The sequence below is a fragment of the Pseudoalteromonas sp. A3 genome, assembly GCF_025942345.1.
Classification (GTDB): domain Bacteria; phylum Pseudomonadota; class Gammaproteobacteria; order Enterobacterales; family Alteromonadaceae; genus Pseudoalteromonas; species Pseudoalteromonas atlantica.
On sequence record NZ_JAPCKL010000003.1, the window covers coordinates 545,370 to 562,793 of the forward strand.

Annotated in this window: 14 protein-coding genes; 5 read left to right on the forward strand and 9 right to left on the reverse strand. The window is 41.2% G+C overall.

Translation table 11 applies throughout. The features are described 5' to 3' along the window. Positions 1–87: 87 nt before the first annotated feature. From OIZ54_RS08510 to OIZ54_RS08530, 5 genes are read right to left on the reverse strand one after another with little or no spacing between them, the layout of a single operon-like run. The gene (locus OIZ54_RS08510) at positions 88–2,178 is read right to left on the reverse strand and encodes a type IV pilus secretin PilQ (RefSeq protein WP_096041064.1); all 2,091 of its coding nucleotides are present in this window, start codon (positions 2,176–2,178) and stop codon (positions 88–90) included. Next, the gene (locus tag OIZ54_RS08515) at positions 2,165–2,701 is read right to left on the reverse strand and encodes a pilus assembly protein PilP (protein ID WP_096041063.1); all 537 of its coding nucleotides are present in this window, start codon (positions 2,699–2,701) and stop codon (positions 2,165–2,167) included. The genes OIZ54_RS08510 and OIZ54_RS08515 overlap by 14 nt, the downstream gene beginning before the upstream one ends. Further along, positions 2,698–3,303, reverse strand: coding sequence for a type 4a pilus biogenesis protein PilO (locus OIZ54_RS08520; RefSeq protein ID WP_096041062.1), 606 nt, complete (start codon positions 3,301–3,303; stop codon positions 2,698–2,700). The genes OIZ54_RS08515 and OIZ54_RS08520 overlap by 4 nt, the downstream gene beginning before the upstream one ends. Continuing rightward, a complete protein-coding gene (locus OIZ54_RS08525; RefSeq protein ID WP_096041061.1) occupies positions 3,293–3,865 on the reverse strand; it encodes a PilN domain-containing protein in 573 nt (190 codons plus the stop codon). Before OIZ54_RS08525 ends, OIZ54_RS08520 begins: the two co-directional genes overlap by 11 nt. Next, positions 3,853–4,932, reverse strand: coding sequence for a pilus assembly protein PilM (locus OIZ54_RS08530; protein WP_264390177.1), 1,080 nt, complete (start codon positions 4,930–4,932; stop codon positions 3,853–3,855). The genes OIZ54_RS08525 and OIZ54_RS08530 overlap by 13 nt, the downstream gene beginning before the upstream one ends. Positions 4,933–5,063: 131 nt before the next feature. On the opposite strand from OIZ54_RS08530, the gene OIZ54_RS08535 reads away from it, so the two are divergent. After that, entirely contained in the window at positions 5,064–7,580 is a 2,517-nt protein-coding gene (locus OIZ54_RS08535) for a penicillin-binding protein 1A (protein ID WP_264390178.1), read from the forward strand. 55 nt (positions 7,581–7,635) lie between these two features. Here OIZ54_RS08535 and metL read toward each other — a convergent pair whose 3' ends face one another. After that, on the reverse strand, positions 7,636–9,981 hold the full coding sequence (gene metL, locus OIZ54_RS08540; protein WP_264390179.1) for a bifunctional aspartate kinase/homoserine dehydrogenase II: 2,346 nt from the start codon (positions 9,979–9,981) through the stop codon (positions 7,636–7,638). A 6-nt stretch (positions 9,982–9,987) separates the two neighbouring features. Then, entirely contained in the window at positions 9,988–11,235 is a 1,248-nt protein-coding gene (metB, locus tag OIZ54_RS08545) for a cystathionine gamma-synthase (RefSeq protein ID WP_264390180.1), read from the reverse strand. Between the two features lie 268 nt (positions 11,236–11,503). On the opposite strand from metB, the gene metJ reads away from it, so the two are divergent. Beyond that, complete coding sequence (gene metJ / locus OIZ54_RS08550) at positions 11,504–11,824, forward strand: met regulon transcriptional regulator MetJ (RefSeq protein WP_004589341.1); 321 nt, start codon at positions 11,504–11,506, stop codon at positions 11,822–11,824. A 61-nt stretch (positions 11,825–11,885) separates the two neighbouring features. On the opposite strand, the gene OIZ54_RS08555 is transcribed toward metJ, so the two are convergent. Continuing rightward, on the reverse strand, positions 11,886–13,127 hold the full coding sequence (locus OIZ54_RS08555; RefSeq protein ID WP_029771819.1) for a malic enzyme-like NAD(P)-binding protein: 1,242 nt from the start codon (positions 13,125–13,127) through the stop codon (positions 11,886–11,888). 520 nt (positions 13,128–13,647) lie between these two features. Next, on the reverse strand, positions 13,648–13,863 hold the full coding sequence (gene rpmE, locus OIZ54_RS08560) for a 50S ribosomal protein L31 (protein WP_004589339.1): 216 nt from the start codon (positions 13,861–13,863) through the stop codon (positions 13,648–13,650). A 232-nt stretch (positions 13,864–14,095) separates the two neighbouring features. Between rpmE and priA the strand changes: the two genes are divergently transcribed. The 3 genes from priA to hslV all read left to right on the forward strand — a co-directional run bounded on the left by priA (position 14,096) and on the right by hslV (position 17,419). Further along, positions 14,096–16,282, forward strand: coding sequence for a primosomal protein N' (gene priA, locus OIZ54_RS08565; protein ID WP_064386261.1), 2,187 nt, complete (start codon positions 14,096–14,098; stop codon positions 16,280–16,282). Between the two features lie 11 nt (positions 16,283–16,293). After that, a complete protein-coding gene (locus OIZ54_RS08570) occupies positions 16,294–16,821 on the forward strand; it encodes an SPOR domain-containing protein (protein WP_004589337.1) in 528 nt (175 codons plus the stop codon). Between the two features lie 79 nt (positions 16,822–16,900). Beyond that, positions 16,901–17,419, forward strand: coding sequence for an ATP-dependent protease subunit HslV (hslV, locus tag OIZ54_RS08575; protein ID WP_004589336.1), 519 nt, complete (start codon positions 16,901–16,903; stop codon positions 17,417–17,419). The last annotated feature ends 5 nt before the right edge of the window (positions 17,420–17,424 follow it).

Here is a 17,424-nt window from a genome sequence, read left to right on the forward strand (position 1 = left end):
GTATTTCAAGTCTATTACAATAAAAAGCCATATAACGAGCAATTATTATCAATAAACACTCGTTGACGAACATAAAACCACTAAATTTTAATCTATTTGTATTTTCGGTGTCACGAAAATAAGTAATTCACGTTTCTCATTAAACTCGCTGGTGCTCTTAAATAAGCGTCCAACATACGGAATATCACCAAGTACAGGTACTTTATTTGTGGTATTAATTATTTGCTGCTGAAAAATACCACCCAGCACAACGGTTTGGCCGTTATCAACCAGCACTTGTGTTTCAATTTGTTGAGTGTCTATCGAAACCGCTTCACCTGTTCCGGTTTGAACCGTTTCGCCACGAGTATCTTGTGTAATAACTAAGTCTAAAATAACTTTGTTATCAGGCGTTATATGCGGTGTAACCTCAAGGCTCAATACCGCTTTTTTAAAGCTTACAGTAGTAGCGCCACTTGAGGCCGATTCGGTATAGGGGATTTCAGTACCTTGCTCAATACGTGCTTTTTGCTGATTAGCTGCAGTAATGCGCGGGCTCGCAATAATCTCACCTTTATTTTCTTCTTCTAAAGCACTTAGCTCTAAATCAATTAAAGTGCCATTAGCCAACTTAGCTATGTGTAAACCAATACTTGCCGCAGGGTTAGTAATAGGTAGGTTTACATTAAGACGGTCTGATAAATCAGGAATAGTGCCATTTGAGATAGACTCAGCTCCTTCAAGCGAGCCAGATATACCATCACTATCTTGTTGATCACTAAATCCCCAACGCACGCCTAAATCTTCTGTGACGTTATCGCGCACTGTTACCATACGTGATTCAATAACAACCTGTTGCACTGGGATATCGAGTGTTTCAATCATACGGCGAATGCTCTCAATGCTCTTCGCTGTATCTTTAATAAGTAATGTATTGGTACGCTGGTCAACCGATACACTGCCTCGGGCAGAAATGATGCTGTTAGTGTCGGTTTTCAGTAAATCCGCAAAATCTTCAGCCTTAGCGTAGTTTAAACGAATATACTCACTGTAAAGCGGCTCTAAATCCTCGACCTTTTGTTTTGCTAGTAAATCTTTAGCTTCACGTGCAGCGAGCTCTTCAGCTGGCGCAACCATCAATATAGAGCCATCCATGCGCTTATCAAGGCCTTTAATACGCAGTACAACATCTAAAGCCTGATCCCATGGAACGCCATCTAAACGAAGTGTAATATTGCCAGTTACTGAGTCACTCGTTACTAAGTTAAACTCGTTATAACCCGCTATGATTTGCAGTACAGCTCTAACCGAAATATCTTGGAAGTTTAAGGTCATTGGACGACCTTGATATTCCTTGCCGCCATCTAAATAGGCATTTTGCGTTTCATCTTTTTCAATGGTTAACGTTAAAATGTTATCTATTTGCTGGTAGGTAAAGGTAAAAGCAGCATTAGGCTCAATAACTACACGGCTTAAGCTATCTTCTTTAAAGGTCTCAATGGTACTTACTACAGTACCAAAATCTAGCACATCTAATTCATACAGTAAGTCGTCTAAAATATCTGTGTGATGAAACTCTGCAATTATTTTTCCACCACTTTCATGTACTTCTATTGCAGCTTGCGTGTCTTGTAAAAATACTAAAACTTTTGCTTCACCTTTTTCACCACGGCGAAAATCAATAGATTGAATCCGATTAATATAAGCGCTTGAGGCATTATTACCATTGCTGCTTTCATCAGAAGCTTGTTCAGTAAGCGGGTTATCAGATACGCGCAACGACACTAAGTTATTATTAACTTGTGTTTCGTATATTTTTAAACGCTCTAAATTTACCGTAACTTTTAAGCCTTGCTCTGTCAGTACGCTGCTCACACTGTTAATACCTGCGTGATCGACCGGCACATTTTCAAGACCCTGTTCTAGTTCTGCACCATCAAATAACATTTCTATGCGTGCTGGTGTGTTGTGTACTTGAATTTTAGGTTGTTGTGTTAGCTCTTCGTCAAATACAAGTTGTAACTCTGTCTCGCCTTTTAGCAAGGGGTTATAACGTACATCATAAAGTAATGGCGCTGCACTGGCTGTTTTTACAACAAAAAGAGCCAATATGACAAATAACACCATTTGAAAACGATGATGCCAAAGTACATCCTTATACATGTGGGTTTTACCTTTTTTATTATTAATTTGCGCCATTATTTGCCGCCTCTAACATTTCCAATTTAGTCAGCCGCTCTTTCCAACAACCCGACCCATCAGGGATTAATTCAACTAGTTCTACATAATCACTACTTACAGACTTAACTTTACCGTCATACGTGCCTAAGTAATTATTTACCGTTATCCTATGCAACGTTTCATCCGCTGCGGTGATCAGTGCCCACATTTGACCGCTAGAGCCTAATGTACCTTTCATTGATAGGTTATCGAGCGGATACTTTTCTAGTGGCTCTCTCACTCTATCAGGGTCAGGGTGTAAACAATTTTTAATTTGCGTTAGTTTATTTTGAATAATTTCAGGCTGTGGAGCCACAAAAGGACTACGCAGCTGAGATGCATTATATTCAAAATGTTCAAACTGCGTTAATTCAGGTATTCCCTCAACTTTAGGCGTGGTGCTGGCCTTAACTTGGTCAATAAATTCTTTTTGCTCAGACGTATCGTCGTTACAACCTGCCAACAATAAAACAGACAATGATAATAAAGGGACTAGTCTCACTTTTTAACCCCTTCTTCATAACGATACGTTTTTGCTACCACACTGAATGTTAGTTGCTTTTCACCAGATGATACAATCGAAAAGTCATGTAAACTTACAATTCGTGGTAATTGGGCTACTTTTCCTACAAATTCACCAAACTCATGGTAAGTACCTATTACTTCAATTTTTATAGGCAGCTCGGTATAAAACTCTTTTTCGATTTCAGGTAACCAGCCAATTTTCAAAAATGTTAAACCGCTAGTAGTACCTACATAAGATAAATCGTCTAAAAGGCCAGGGGTTTCATTTGAGGTAGGTAATCGCTTTAGTAGTTGTGAAAACTTATCTTCCATCTCAACCATTTGCTGGCGATATATATCAAGCTTACTGGCTACAGCATATTTAGTTCTGTAGGTAGTACGCAGCTCGACTTCTTTTGCTACCGCGCTGTGATAGCTGTCTATTTCATCAGATACCAATAAGCTGTAACTAAAAAACAACACTAAACCGGCGACAAATAAGCAACAAATTGCTTTTACTGCAACCGGCCATTCACCAATGTTGTCGAGCTCAATTTCATTCCAATCTATTTCATTTAAGGCTTTTAAATCAAGGTTCATCACTTACCTCACCAATTTTATCAAATGGCTTTACATAAAACTCCATATTAAAATCACTGAGTAACCGTGATGTTTGATCGCCTGCCACAATGCCCTGCATGATTGGCCTTTCTAATAGATAAGAGCCTTGTACCTGACGTAGCATAGTAGATAAACGATTGTTTGATTCACTGCGCCCTAACACATGTATTTGTGTACCACGCCGCTCAAGCTTAGTTAAATACACGCCTTGAGGAACAATTTTAGCTACTTCATCCATAATTTGAGTACCTAAATTACGGCTGCTTTGTAGCTCTTCAATCAACCGCATTCGTTGTTGTAAATTCTCTTTTCGCTTATCGAGATCTCTAATCTCACTAATTTTTTTATCAAGAGTACTGATTTCTGAGCTTAAATAATTATTTTTTAAGTTCTGCCCATCTTTTAAACCCGCGTAAAAAGAGCTAAGTAAGTACATACTTGCAAAACTACCTAGTACTACTGCTATTAATATAGTTATAAATTTCTTTTTTGATTCTTCTCGTTGTAGCTCTCGCCACGGCAGTAGATTTATATGTGGCATGATGAAAAGCTCCTCAATGCCAAACCAGTAGCAATTGCAAACTGCGTTCTATTTCTTTGCATTACATTTCTGTCTACTTTTGGCGAAATTTCCATATTAGCGAACGGTTCAGTCACCACAGCATGAATACCGAGCTCTTCAATTAACAACCTATCTAAACCGTCTATCATTGATGTACCGCCGGTTAGCACTATATAATCTACTTGATCTTTACCTGTGGTTGTTAAAAACATTTGTACCGCACGGCGCACTTGTTGCAATAGTGATGTCTGAAACGGTGCCAGCACTTCAAAAGTATAATTAGCAGGTAAATCACCCGTTGTTTTGCCTATTTCGGCCTCATCAAAACTTTTATTATAATAAGATACAATACTATTAGTATATTGGTCGCCACCAAATACTTGGTCGCGGGTATAAATTGTTTCACCCGCTTGAACGACACTCACCAGCATTAAAACAGCGCCAATATCTACCACGGCAACACACTTATTAAAGGCATCACTTGGCAGTTGCTGATAATACACCTCCATCGCTCTACTTAACGCATAGCTTTCAACATCAACCACTTTAGCGGTTAAGTTTGCCGCCTCCAGCGCGCCCACACGGGCTTCAACACTTTCTGTACGCGCAGCAGATAACAACACATTCATTTTACTCGGGTCGGCTTCGTTGGTAGAGAGCTTTTCAAAATCTAAACTCACTTCATCAAGGGGGTAAGGTATTAAGCTGTCAGCTTCTATTTCAATTTGCGACTCTAATTCAGCGTCACTTAATGAAACATCCATAAAAATAACTTTAGTGATAACGGTTTGTCCTGATACAGCCACTGCCGCTGATTTTAACGATTTTGGTAGTTTTCTTTTTAATTTTGTAATTATGTTACCAATTGCTTCGATATCCTGAATAGAGCGCTCGCTCATTGCACCTTTTGGCATAGGTTCAATTGCAAGTGCTTCTAGTCGAAATCCCGTTTCAATTTCACTTAAAAGCACTGCTTTGATAGAGTGCGATCCGATATCAATTCCGACCATCGCAGGTGATGGCTTTTGAAATAGTTGACTTAGCATGTTTGCAACTTGACCTTTGTTTTAATAATAAACAAGTTATAATTTTTATAGTAAAAAATATTATTCATTTTTTAATCAATATATACTAGCAGTCTAAACTCGCAATTGGGAGTCCATTTAGGGAAATATAAGTGATTTTATTAAAAAGAACATTACAATTTTTTATCATTTGCACGTTAATTGGTCTGATCACTTTAATCAGCCTTTATTATTACGTTAAACCTGATATCCCCAGTGTGCAAGTTTTAAAAGACGTGCAATTACAAACCCCTATGCAAGTCTTTACCAAAGATGGACTCTTAATTAATCAATTTGGTGAAAAACGCCGCATCCCCGTTACTATAGACGAAATACCTCAACCTTTAATTAATGCCTTCTTAGCCACAGAAGATAACCGTTTTTATGACCATATTGGTATAGACCCTATTGGTATTGTCCGCTCTGCTATTGTGTTAATTTCAACAGGTGAGAAAAAGCAAGGCGCGAGTACCATTACTATGCAGCTTGCTCGTAACTTCTTTTTAACACGAGAAAAAGCGTATATTCGTAAAGTTAAAGAGATTTTTATAGCTCTACATATTGAAAGTGTATTAACAAAAGACGAAATTCTTGAGCTGTATCTTAATAAAATAGAACTAGGTAATCGTGCATTTGGTATTGGTGCTGCTGCTCAAGTTTACTATGGCAAAGAGCTAAAAGACCTCACTCTTGCACAAATGGCAATGATTGCCGGTTTACCTAAAGCCCCTTCGGCGCTTAACCCAATTCGTAACCCAATTAGAGCTAAAGCACGTCGTAATGTAGTGCTTGGTCGCTTACTTACTGAAAACTATATTACGCAACAGCAATACAACGATGCGGCTAACCAGCCTATCACTGCTTATTTTCACGGTGCTGAGATAGACCTTTACGCCCCTTATATCTCTGAGATGGTTCGTGCTGAGATGGTTGAGCGCTACGGTGTAGAAAAAGCATATAACTCTGGCTTTAAGATATTTACCTCTGTGGAGTCTAAAGTTCAAAAGGCTGCGCAAACAGCTTTAGTTAATAATTTACATAACTACGATATGCGTCATGGCTTTCGTGGGCCAGTAGACGTGTTATGGGATCCAGAAACACAGCCCGCCTTAAGTGAGCAGCAAATTATAGAAAAGCTAAAACCTGTTAAAGAAATGGCTGACTTGCATGCTGGCGTGGTGTTAAATGTGGCAGAGAAAACCGCTGACGTTATTTTAAAAAATGGCCAGCGCACCACACTTGATTGGGATAATTTAAAATGGGCGCGCAAATACATTACTCGCTACCGCCAAAGTTTTGCCCCTAAAGCCGCTACTGACATTCTTACCCCTGGCATGCAAATATGGCTGCGTAAAAATAACGACGACAGTTACCTACTAAGCCAAATACCAGAAGCTGCCAGTGCACTTGTTTCACTCGACCCACAAGATGGCCGTATTAAAGCTATAGTAGGCGGTTACAGTTTTGAGCAAAGCCAATACAACCGAGCGGTACAAGCTAAACGCCAAGTTGGCTCTAATATTAAACCCTTTATTTATTCTGCTGCGCTCGAAAATGGCTATACATTAGCCTCTATTTTAAACGACGCGCCAATAAACCAGTGGGATAAAAGTTTAGGTGTAGCGTGGCGACCAAAAAACAGCCCAGCAGTTTATAATGGCCCTATACGTATTCGCCGTGCACTTGCACAATCTAAAAACGTTATTTCTGTGCGCTTACTGCGCGGTGTAGGGTTACAACGCACCGCCGATCACTTGCTTAAGTTTGGTTTTAAAGATGCTGATATTAACCGCAGTGAATCGTTAGCATTAGGGAGTGCATCAATCACGCCATTAGAGCTTGCTCGCGGCATGAGCGCATTTGCTAATGGCGGTCACTTAATTGAACCTTACTTTATATCTGAAATTCAAGATGCTTATGGCAATGTACTATTTAAAGCAAACCCGGCTCTTGCTTGCGATGAAGACGAGCTATTACCCGTCTCTCAAGCAGTGGATAGCTTTGCCAACAATAACCTAGATACCGACATAACAGATGATACAGCCACGCAACCACGTTGTGCACCACGTGTTATTTCAAAGCAAAATGCTTTTTTAATTGCTGAAGCAATGCACAGCGCAGTATGGGGTGGCGGTAGCTGGACCCATAAAACAGGCTGGAGCGGGACAGGTTGGCGTGCGCAAGCATTAGATAGACGCGATCTATCGGGTAAAACAGGCACAACCAATGACTCTGTTGATACTTGGTTTAGCGGCTTTAACCGCAATGTAGTAACGTCTGTATGGGTTGGTTTTGACAACCCAGGTAACTCGTTAGGGCGCTCCACCTATAATAACAACCTAGATAGCAGCCAAATCTCTGGTGCTGAATCGGGCGCCAAAACGGCACAACCTGCTTGGGTTGATTTTATGAAAGTGGCGCTTGAGGGCACACCAGAGGCGCCAATAGAGCCTCCTGAAGGACTAGTTTCAATTCGTATCGATTTAAAAACAGGTTTGTTAAGTCATAAAAACGACTACACCAGTCGCTTTGAGTATTTTGAAAAAGGCACTGCGCCTACAAAATATGTGCTGTCTCAGCCAACTGATATTTTTGAAGAAGATACAAAAACAGAAGAAGAGTTATTCTAAAAACAAAAACGGCAGCTTACACAAGCTGCCGTTTTACTATTAATATTTGCCTGCGCTATTTTAGGTTTTTAACTAACCAATATAAATCAGAGTGCACGCCCGCGGCGGTCACTTCTTTGCCTGCCCCAGGGCCTTGTATTACTAAGGCGTTTTCGTTGTACCACTGGCTATTAATAACAAAGATATTATCGCCAGGTGTTAAGTTAGCTAAGGCGTCCCCTTTAGGCGCGTAAGTTATACCTACCTTCGCCGATACTTTACCCTGCTCTAATGCCAATAAACCGGTATACCTAAGTACAGCATCTTGCGCATTTGCCGCATCGGCATGGTGTTTAATAAAGGCATTTAGCTTATCTTTATTCACTAAAAAGTCATCCCATGAACCTTGGGCTAGCTCATCAGGCATTAATGCTTGTAAGCTTATATCATCTAAATCTAATTCAATGCCAAGCTCGCGTGCAAGTATCAGCAATTTACGTTGCATATCTCGGCCCGATAAATCCTCGCGAGGATCAGGCTCTGTAAAGCCCATTTTTTGCGCTTCAAGAACAAGGTCAGAAAATGCCACACTGCCATCGTACCTACTGCATAGCCACGAGAGTGTGCCCGAGAAAACACCTTCAATACGGGTAATTTTATCGCCACTATTTTGTAAATCGGCCAACGCAAAGTTAATCGGCAACCCTGCCCCAACACTGGTGTTGTAGCGCCAATGCAAATTACGCTCGCTAATACTTTGGCGCAGCGCGTTATACCAATTAGATGCAGCAGTGCCCGCATACTTGTTAGCACTTATTAAATGGCAGTCTCGCTCTACAAAGTCGGTGTATAATTGGCTAAATTGCTCGCTTGCCGTTATATCAACAACAACTTTGTGCTCGTAATCAAGTTCGTTTAATGCACTTAATAAATCCGCCTGCTCATAAGCAACGGCATTATGCTGCCATTGTTTTTTCCACTGTCCGAGTGTAATACCCGAGGCATTAAATAGCATATGTTGCGAGCGAATTAAGCCAACTAGCTTAATACTATAATCGCCCGACAAACGCTTAAATTGAGCATCTAGCTGGCTTAAAAATTCATCGCCTACATTACCTAAGCCAGCCACAACCAGAGCAACTTCTTGGCCTTTATTAATTAATTTTTCGTGCAATAAACTAAGTACATCGCTTTCTATTAACTGATCAGTTAACAGCAATGTATAGCCTGTATCTTGATGAATAAAACGAGGGTGAATACTTTGCTGATTTAAAACCTCAGCCGCTAATGTACTTAGTGTGTAAACATCTTGCGTAGGCGCAACCACCGCGCAGCCATTTAAATTAGACTCGCTTATATTTGCTCGCCCAGCAAAATAACTCACTACTTGATGCGTTGCACCCGCGGGCACAACTAAGTATGTATCGCCGTTGTGTATAAAATGATGAAGGCTGTGCTGAATAAGCTGGCTAACATGCGCCACTTCTCCCGCGTTAAGGCCTTCAACGAGCAGTAAATCAACGTTTTGTAATGTAGTAATAAAACGTTTTTGCTTAGCTTTGCCTTGTTTTACAATATCGGTAGGAGCAGTTTGCACATCAAAACTACTACGTACAGCCAGTTTAATATTACTGTTTTTTAAAGGCGAAAGCGTTTTAGCATGTAACACAGGGTTACCCAATCGAGCTAATAAGTTAGCTTGTTCACGGCACACCTTGTTGTACTTAATCGCCTTTTCAACTTTACGTGGGTCGGCACTAAAGACCCCTGGCGTATCAGTCCAAATACATACATTTTGTGCGTCGCAATAATTGGCCAATAAGGTGGCGCTGTAATCACTGCCATTGCGCCCAAGCGTAACTGTTTTACCATCAGCACTTGCTGCGATAAACCCTGTTACTACGTTAATTTTACTTGCATCAATAACTTGGCTGCATTGCTGTTTGTTTTGCGCATGCAAAAGCTCCCCGCTTGTTACACTAAACAGCGCTCTAGCATCATGAGCACACGCTTGAATGTTTAATTGCGTTAAATAGGCTGCTAATAATCGCGCAGACCACAGCTCACCATGCGCCAGTAAGGCCGCCTCTTGTAACTGCTGCTTGCTGGCTTGCTCCGCTACATCACTTAGCTCTTGCGCTAACACAGCTAAAGCCGTGTGTTTAGCATCGGCTTGTAATAACTCTTCAATTAATGCTGTTTGGTGATTACTCAATTGCAGCAAAATATCAGCCACAGCTTGCTTATCTTGTTGTTGATAACTTTGCCACAGAGAAACCAATGTATCGGTGGTTTTACCCGCAGCAGATACAACCACGCAATCGCCAGGCTGTGTGTGGCCAATAATTATTTTTGCCACACTTTGATAGCGCTCGCCCGAGCTTAAGCTCGAGCCGCCAAATTTATGTACACTTTTTACCATACTCAATCACCACAAAGCTGGATGAGCAGCCTGCTGCTTTACATCACCATTGGCATTGCCCGCAGCTTTACCAACACGCCCTACATTTTTATTTTGCCCAGGTTTAACTAGGTTAAATACACGTTCAAAATCAGCCAGTAGGTCTTCTACATCTTCAATACCGACCGAAATACGAATTAGCGTATCGCCCACACCCGCCTCTAAACGTGCTTGAGCTTCCATACCTGCGTGAGTCATGGTCGCAGGATGACAAATTAAACTCTCAACCCCACCTAACGATTCTGCTAAGCTAAATTCTATAAGGCTTGTTAAAAACGCCGCAGCATCATCCACATCGCCTTTAATATCAAAACTAACCATACCGCCAAACCCAAGCTGTTGGGCTTTAGCAAGTGCATGTTGAGGATGCGATTCAAGGCCTGGGTAGTAAACTTGGCTAACATACTCAGAGCTTTCTAGGTATTTAGCAATTGCCAGGGCATTTTCTTGGTGCTGTTTTAAACGCACATTTAAAGTACGTAAACCACGTAACGTTAAATAGCTATCAAATGGTGCGCCGGTAATACCAATGTTATTGGCCCACCAAGCAAGCTCATCACCAAGCTCTTGTGTAGCAGCAACAACTGCACCGCCTACAACATCAGAATGGCCGTTTATATATTTAGTGGTTGAGTGCACAACAATATCTACGCCAAACTTAATTGGGTTTTGTAATGCCGGTGATAAAAAGGTGTTATCGGCGGCCACTAATGCACCGCACTGTTTTGCTATATCCGTCACGGCTTTAATATCCGTTAGGCGCAGCACAGGGTTACTTGGTGTTTCTATCCAAATTAATTTAGGTTTAATGGTTAAAATTTGTTCTAGGCTTTCTGGTTTAGTTAAATCAAGCACTTTAAGTTTAAGCAAGCCGCGCTTTTCTAACGACGTAAATAAACGGTAGCTGCCGCCATAACAATCGTGAGGAATAACCAATGTATCATTGTTATTTAATAACTGTGTGGCTAAGTGCACTGCTGCCATGCCCGTAGCAGTAATAATTCCGCGTGCGCCACCTTCAAGCTCTGCTAGAGTGTCAGCTAAAATATCGCGATTAGGATTACCACTGCGTCCATAGTCGTATGCGCGCTTAGTATCAAAATCGGCAAACGAATAAGTCGTCGATAAATAAATTGGCGGTACAACGGCGCCATGATGTTTATCGGCATCAACCCCATTTCGTACAGCAATGGTTGCTTTGTTTTTTTCGCTCATATTCGTCACCTGATTAATTTGGATGTTTAGACGTCTAAAAGAGTAAGTTATCCATTATAATAAGTCAAAGCTTTTAAAGCTCTAGATGGCTAAAAATAACAGATGTGTAAAGCTTCAATGAGGCTGTATTTACTATTACAGCCAGCTTATTAAGATAGATTGCTATCTATTATTTGACTATCTTTTTTAAAACGATAGAATTTCACGCATATTTACACGCTTTTTACGCCGTGTGAGAAATTAATAATCTGAGGCAACGATACATCTTATGGCTAAATGGAATGGTGAGTATATTCACCCATACGCAGAACACGGGAAAAAATCAGAGCAAGTTAAAAAGATCACCGTTTCGATCCCGCTAAATGTATTAAAAGTATTAACTGATGAGCGTACACGTCGTCAAATAAACAACCTGCGTCATGCAACAAACAGCGAGTTACTATGCGAAGCGTTTTTGCATGCCTTTACAGGCCAGCCATTACCTAATGATGATGACCTACGTAAAGATAACGCAGAAAAAGTACCTGAAGAAGTTAAAAAAATAATGCAAGAAATGGGTTTAGAAGTGCCTATTTTAGACGAAGAATAAAACGTCTTTTTAAACAAAAAAACCTCAGCATGCTGAGGTTTTTTTGTTTCCGCGCTATATATTACGCCATATAATTTTCCGGTAAGTCAATTTGTGCCACGCCCGACTCAACAGCAGCAATAGCAACCGCCTTGGCTATACGTGGTAATAAACGCGGGTCCATCGGTTTAGGAATAATGTAATCAGCACCAAATTCGAGCTTTTCTACACCCGCTGCTTTTAATACTTGCTCAGGCACTGGCTCTTTAGCAATACTACGAATAGCTTCGACAGCGGCTATTTTCATTTCATCGTTAATTGCGCTTGCACGTACATCAAGTGCACCACGGAAAATAAACGGGAAACATAAAACATTATTAACTTGGTTAGGGAAATCAGAACGCCCCGTTGCCATAATTAAGTCTTTACGTGCACTGTGCGCAAGCTCAGGTGCAATTTCAGGATCTGGATTTGAACATGCAAACACCACTGGCTTATCGGCCATTAGTTTTAGATCTTCAGGTGCAAGTAAGTTAGGACCCGATACACCTACAAACACATCAGCATCAGCAATTACATCTTGTAGAGTACGTTTATCTGTATTGTTAGCAAAAAGCTGTTTGTATTCGTTTAAGTCATCGCGGCGAGTATGAATAACCCCTTTGCGGTCTAGCATATAAATATGTTCGCGCAGTGCACCACACTTAATTAACAGCTCCATACAAGCAACCGCTGCAGCGCCTGCACCTAAACATACAATAATGGCATCTTCTATTGATTTGCCCTGCACTTCTAAGGCGTTAAGCATACCTGCTGCAGTTACAATAGCGGTACCGTGTTGGTCATCATGAAAAACCGGAATACTGCAACGCTCAATAAGTGCTTTTTCAATTTCAAAACACTCTGGCGCTTTAATATCTTCTAAGTTAATACCACCAAACGTGTCGGCAATATTAGCCACTGTATTTATAAAGTCTTCGGTAGTGCGATGCTTAACTTCAATATCAATAGAATCTAGGCCAGCAAAACGTTTAAATAAAAGCGCCTTACCTTCCATAACAGGTTTAGAGGCTAATGGCCCTAAATTACCCAAACCTAAAATTGCCGTACCATTACTGATCACCGCAACCATATTACCTTTACCGGTATATTTATATGCATTGGCTGGGTCTGCTGCAATTTCGCGCACAGGCTCTGCAACACCAGGGCTGTATGCTAATGCTAAGTCTTGCACCGTTTCGGCTGGTTTTGTTAGCTCAATGCTGATTTTGCCTGGAACGGGGTGAGAGTGGTAGTGTAATGCTTGTTCACGAAAATCTGACATAACGCGATGGTATCCTGCAATTTAAGTTAAGTGAGAGGGAGTATGGGGCTAAGATACTCTTATTATTTTTAAATTCCAAGCAATATCAGGTCTATCCTGTTATATGCTATATCCGTTAATTTTAAGTGATTTATCAGCAACTTCGCTAAAAGTTATCAATATTAAACAAATAAAAATTCATTCAAAAAGTGCTTTTTGAGGTTCATTTTGCCCTGCCAATATTTTTCTAAAATAGCAGAATATTAAAATAGTAAAATGCACCAATATGGCGCGTTTATCACCGTTAAAAACAAATATCGCCACGATAAGCACTTTTAGCAGCTTGGTTAAAAATTAACGTATAAAAAATATAGAGAAGAATTGTGAGTTTGTCTGCAAAGGTTTATGCATATTCAGAATAAGAACAGGAAATAGTTATGCACACGTAGTACGGCAACAATCGGTAATTTTTTAGTAAAAATGATGAATTTTAGGCACAAAAAAAGCACCCGAAGGTGCTTTTTTTACTAAACAGCAATAATTACTTCTTGCTGCTAAGTGCACCGAAGCGCTTGTTGAAGCGATCAACACGGCCGCCAGTGTCTAAAATCTTTTGCTTACCAGTGTAAAACGGGTGACACGCAGAACATACGTCTAGGTGAATGTCTTTACAAAGAGTAGAACGAGTTTCGAATTTGTTTCCGCATGAACATGTTGCAGAAATTGCTTCGTACTTAGGGTGAATACCTTCTTTCATAGGAACCTCTAGTTAAGGCCGCATCGCTCTCCAAACCCGAAGTCTGGCACCATACGTCGTTAAAACAAATTTATAGGCCGCGGATTTTATCCAACTAGCTTGCCCCGCACAAGCTTTAATTACGCTTTTTGCCAAAAAAGTAACCAACCAGCGCTACCGCATCCATTTCTATGTAGGTTTTTAGCCTTATTTTTAGTACATTAAGCTATTACCCTTTATCACATGAGTTGTTATGCGTTTTGTTGAAGTTGCTATTAAAGTTCCGTTACCACGCACCTTTGATTATAAAATAGATGAACAACTCATCTCGCCCTCGGCGCCTATTATGCCAGGGATGCGTGTTTTAGTGCCTTTTGGCAATCAAAAGAAAGTAGCGGTTGTTCTTGCTCTTAAAACGCATACCGACGTGCCCGATAACAAAATTAAAGCGGTTACTGAGGTTATTGACCAAACCCCTATTTTATCATCACAGCATTTAGAACTGCTTAGCTTTACTGCACGCTATTATTGCTATCCGCTCGGCGAAACCATACACATTGCGCTGCCAGGTGCGCTTCGCCAAGGTGAAAACCCAGATAAAACCAGCATTAACATGATTAGCCTTACCGAAAAAGGCGCAAAGGTTCCATCATTAAAAGCGAAAACTCAGCTAAATTTATTAAAGCAACTCGCGCAATCGGGTAAGTCGTCGATAACCGAGCTAAAAGCGCTCGGCTTTAGTAAAAAAACAATAGATGCCTTAATAGATAAAGAGCTTATAACCCAAAGCATTGAGCATGATAATCAATGGCAAAGCGTTGCGCCCACAGTCGGCACCAAGCCAGTACTAAATAAAGAGCAAGCCGTAGCGTGCACTACAATAAATCAAAGTGTTGGCTTTAAGAGCTTTTTATTAGAAGGTGTGACAGGCAGTGGTAAAACCGAAGTGTATTTACAATGCCTAGAAGAAGTCCTTAAACGTGGCGAGCAAGCCTTAGTGCTGGTGCCTGAAATAGGCTTAACGCCACAAACTGTTAACCGATTTCGTCGTCGCTTTCCCGATACGCCAATTATGCTATGGCACTCTGCCCTAACCGATAACGAACGCTTGCAAACATGGCGTTTTTGCGAAAAAGGCAGCTGCGCAATTGTAATAGGTACCCGTTCGAGTATTTTTCTACCTTTTTTAAAATTAGGAATGATAGTGGTTGATGAAGAGCATGACTCTTCATTTAAACAGCAAGATACCTTACGCTACCACGCACGCGATTTAGCCGCTTATCGGGCATTTCAGCACAAAATACCGCTTATTTTAGGCAGTGCCACCCCTGCGCTCGAAACACTGCACAAAGCTATAAACAACAAATACCAACTTTTAAGCCTTACAGAGCGCGCACAAACTGCAACCGATAATCAGTTTATGTTGCTCGATATGAAAGGCCAGCCCGACCAAGCCGGTATTGCACACGCAAGCCTTGCCACTATGCGCCAACATTTAAACCGTGGTAAGCAAGTTATGGTGTTTTTAAATCGTCGTGGCTTTTCTCCTACGCTAATTTGTCACGAATGCGGTTGGCTGAGTGAGTGCAATCGCTGCAGCACCAGCGCAACCTTTCATAAAGCCATTGGCCAAATGATTTGCCACCACTGTGGTGAGCAACACCCAGTACCTCACCAGTGTCCTGATTGCGGTAGCACACAAATTTTTCCTAACGGTAAAGGCACCGAACAAATTGAAGAATTTTTATCGAGTGAATTCCCCGATACACCCGTAACCCGCATCGACCGCGATTCAACCCGCCGTAAAGGGAGCCTAGAAAAAGCCTTAGAGGAGATAAACCAAGGCGGGGCGCGTATTTTAGTGGGCACACAAATGTTGGCTAAAGGTCATCATTTTGCCGATGTTAGCTTAGTGCTTATATTAGATGTAGATAGCGGCTTGTACTCGTGCGATTTTAGAGCCACAGAGCATTTAGCCCAGCTGGTAACTCAAGTTGCTGGGCGCGCGGGTCGCTCTGGTGAGCCAGGCCAAGTATTACTGCAAACTCACTTTCCTGAACATCCTTTATTACAAGACTTAGTAAATAATGGCTACCAAGATTTTGCCCGCTTTGCTTTAAGTGAGCGTGATGATGCCGACCTTCCACCCATTACTAATATGGCTATAGTTAGAGCACAAGGGCACAGTATTAAGCTCGTTGTCGATTTTTTGACGGATTTGGTTCCTGTTAACGGTGTATCTGGTATACAATTGCTCGGTCCAATTCCTGCCCCACTAGAAAGAGTGGCGGGTATGTACCGGTTTCAATTGCATATTCAAGCGCAAGACCGCAAAGTATTGCATCAGTATCTTGCGCAAATGGTCGACTATTTAAGCACCAGCAAACTTGCACAAAAAGTGCGCTGGAGCCTTGATGTTGACCCTATAGACATGATTTAGGTTAAAGCCAAATGGCACAGCACGATTATATTAATAAAAAACCAGCGGGTAGAAAAAACACCAAGCAAGCCCCTGCTAAAAAACCATTTCCTATACTTTTAGTTGTTATTACTGTTTTGCTTGTAGGCGGCTTTGCTTACGGCTTATGGTTTATTAAAAATAACGCCGATCCTGAGCTTGTTGAGCAGCAGGCGCACCCTAAAACAGCTGAAAAAGTAGAAATAGCTAAACCTCGCGCTCCTAAGTTCATTGAAGAAATTAAAGAGCACGAGATCCAAGTTGAAGTAAGAGAAATTGAGCAAAAAGGCCCCTATGTTATGCAGTGTGGGTCGTTTAGAACACACGCACAAGCCGAAACCCTCAAAGCTAAAATTGCCTTTGCGGGCTTAATTTCTGAAATTAAAAAGACCACAGGTACTAATGGTGTTTGGTATAAAGTGCGTTTAGGCCCTTATAAAACAAAGCGCCAAGCCGAAAGCGACAAAAACAAACTCAAGCGAGTGCATGTTGTTAGCTGCGGAATTTGGGGCTGGACTTGAAATTAGTCCATTCACCCATATAACCTCATCATAATCGTTTTTTACAAGCTGCCCCCGCAGCTTGATGATGAGGAATAATATGACCACTATCGTAAGTGTACGCCGCGACAATAAAGTAGTAATTGGTGGCGACGGCCAAGTTTCACTTGGTAATACCGTAATGAAGGGCAATGCCCGTAAAGTTCGACGCCTTTATAATGGCAAAGTAATTGCTGGTTTTGCCGGCGGTACTGCTGATGCCTTTACCCTTTTCGAACGCTTTGAAAGCAAACTAGAAATGCACCAAGGTAACCTCACTAAAGCCGCTGTAGAAATGGCCAAAGACTGGCGTAGTGACAGAGCTTTACGCAAGCTTGAGGCACTCCTTGCGGTTGCAGATGAAACTGCTTCACTAATTATCACCGGTAATGGTGATGTAGTGCAGCCAGAAAACGATTTAATTGCCATTGGTAGCGGTGGTAACTTTGCTCAATCAGCAGCCACTGCCCTATTAGAAAACACCGATTTAAGCGCTCGCGATATCGTAGAAAAAAGCCTGACCATTGCTGGCAACATCTGTGTATTTACCAACAACTTCCAAACAATCGAAGAATTATAATAGGA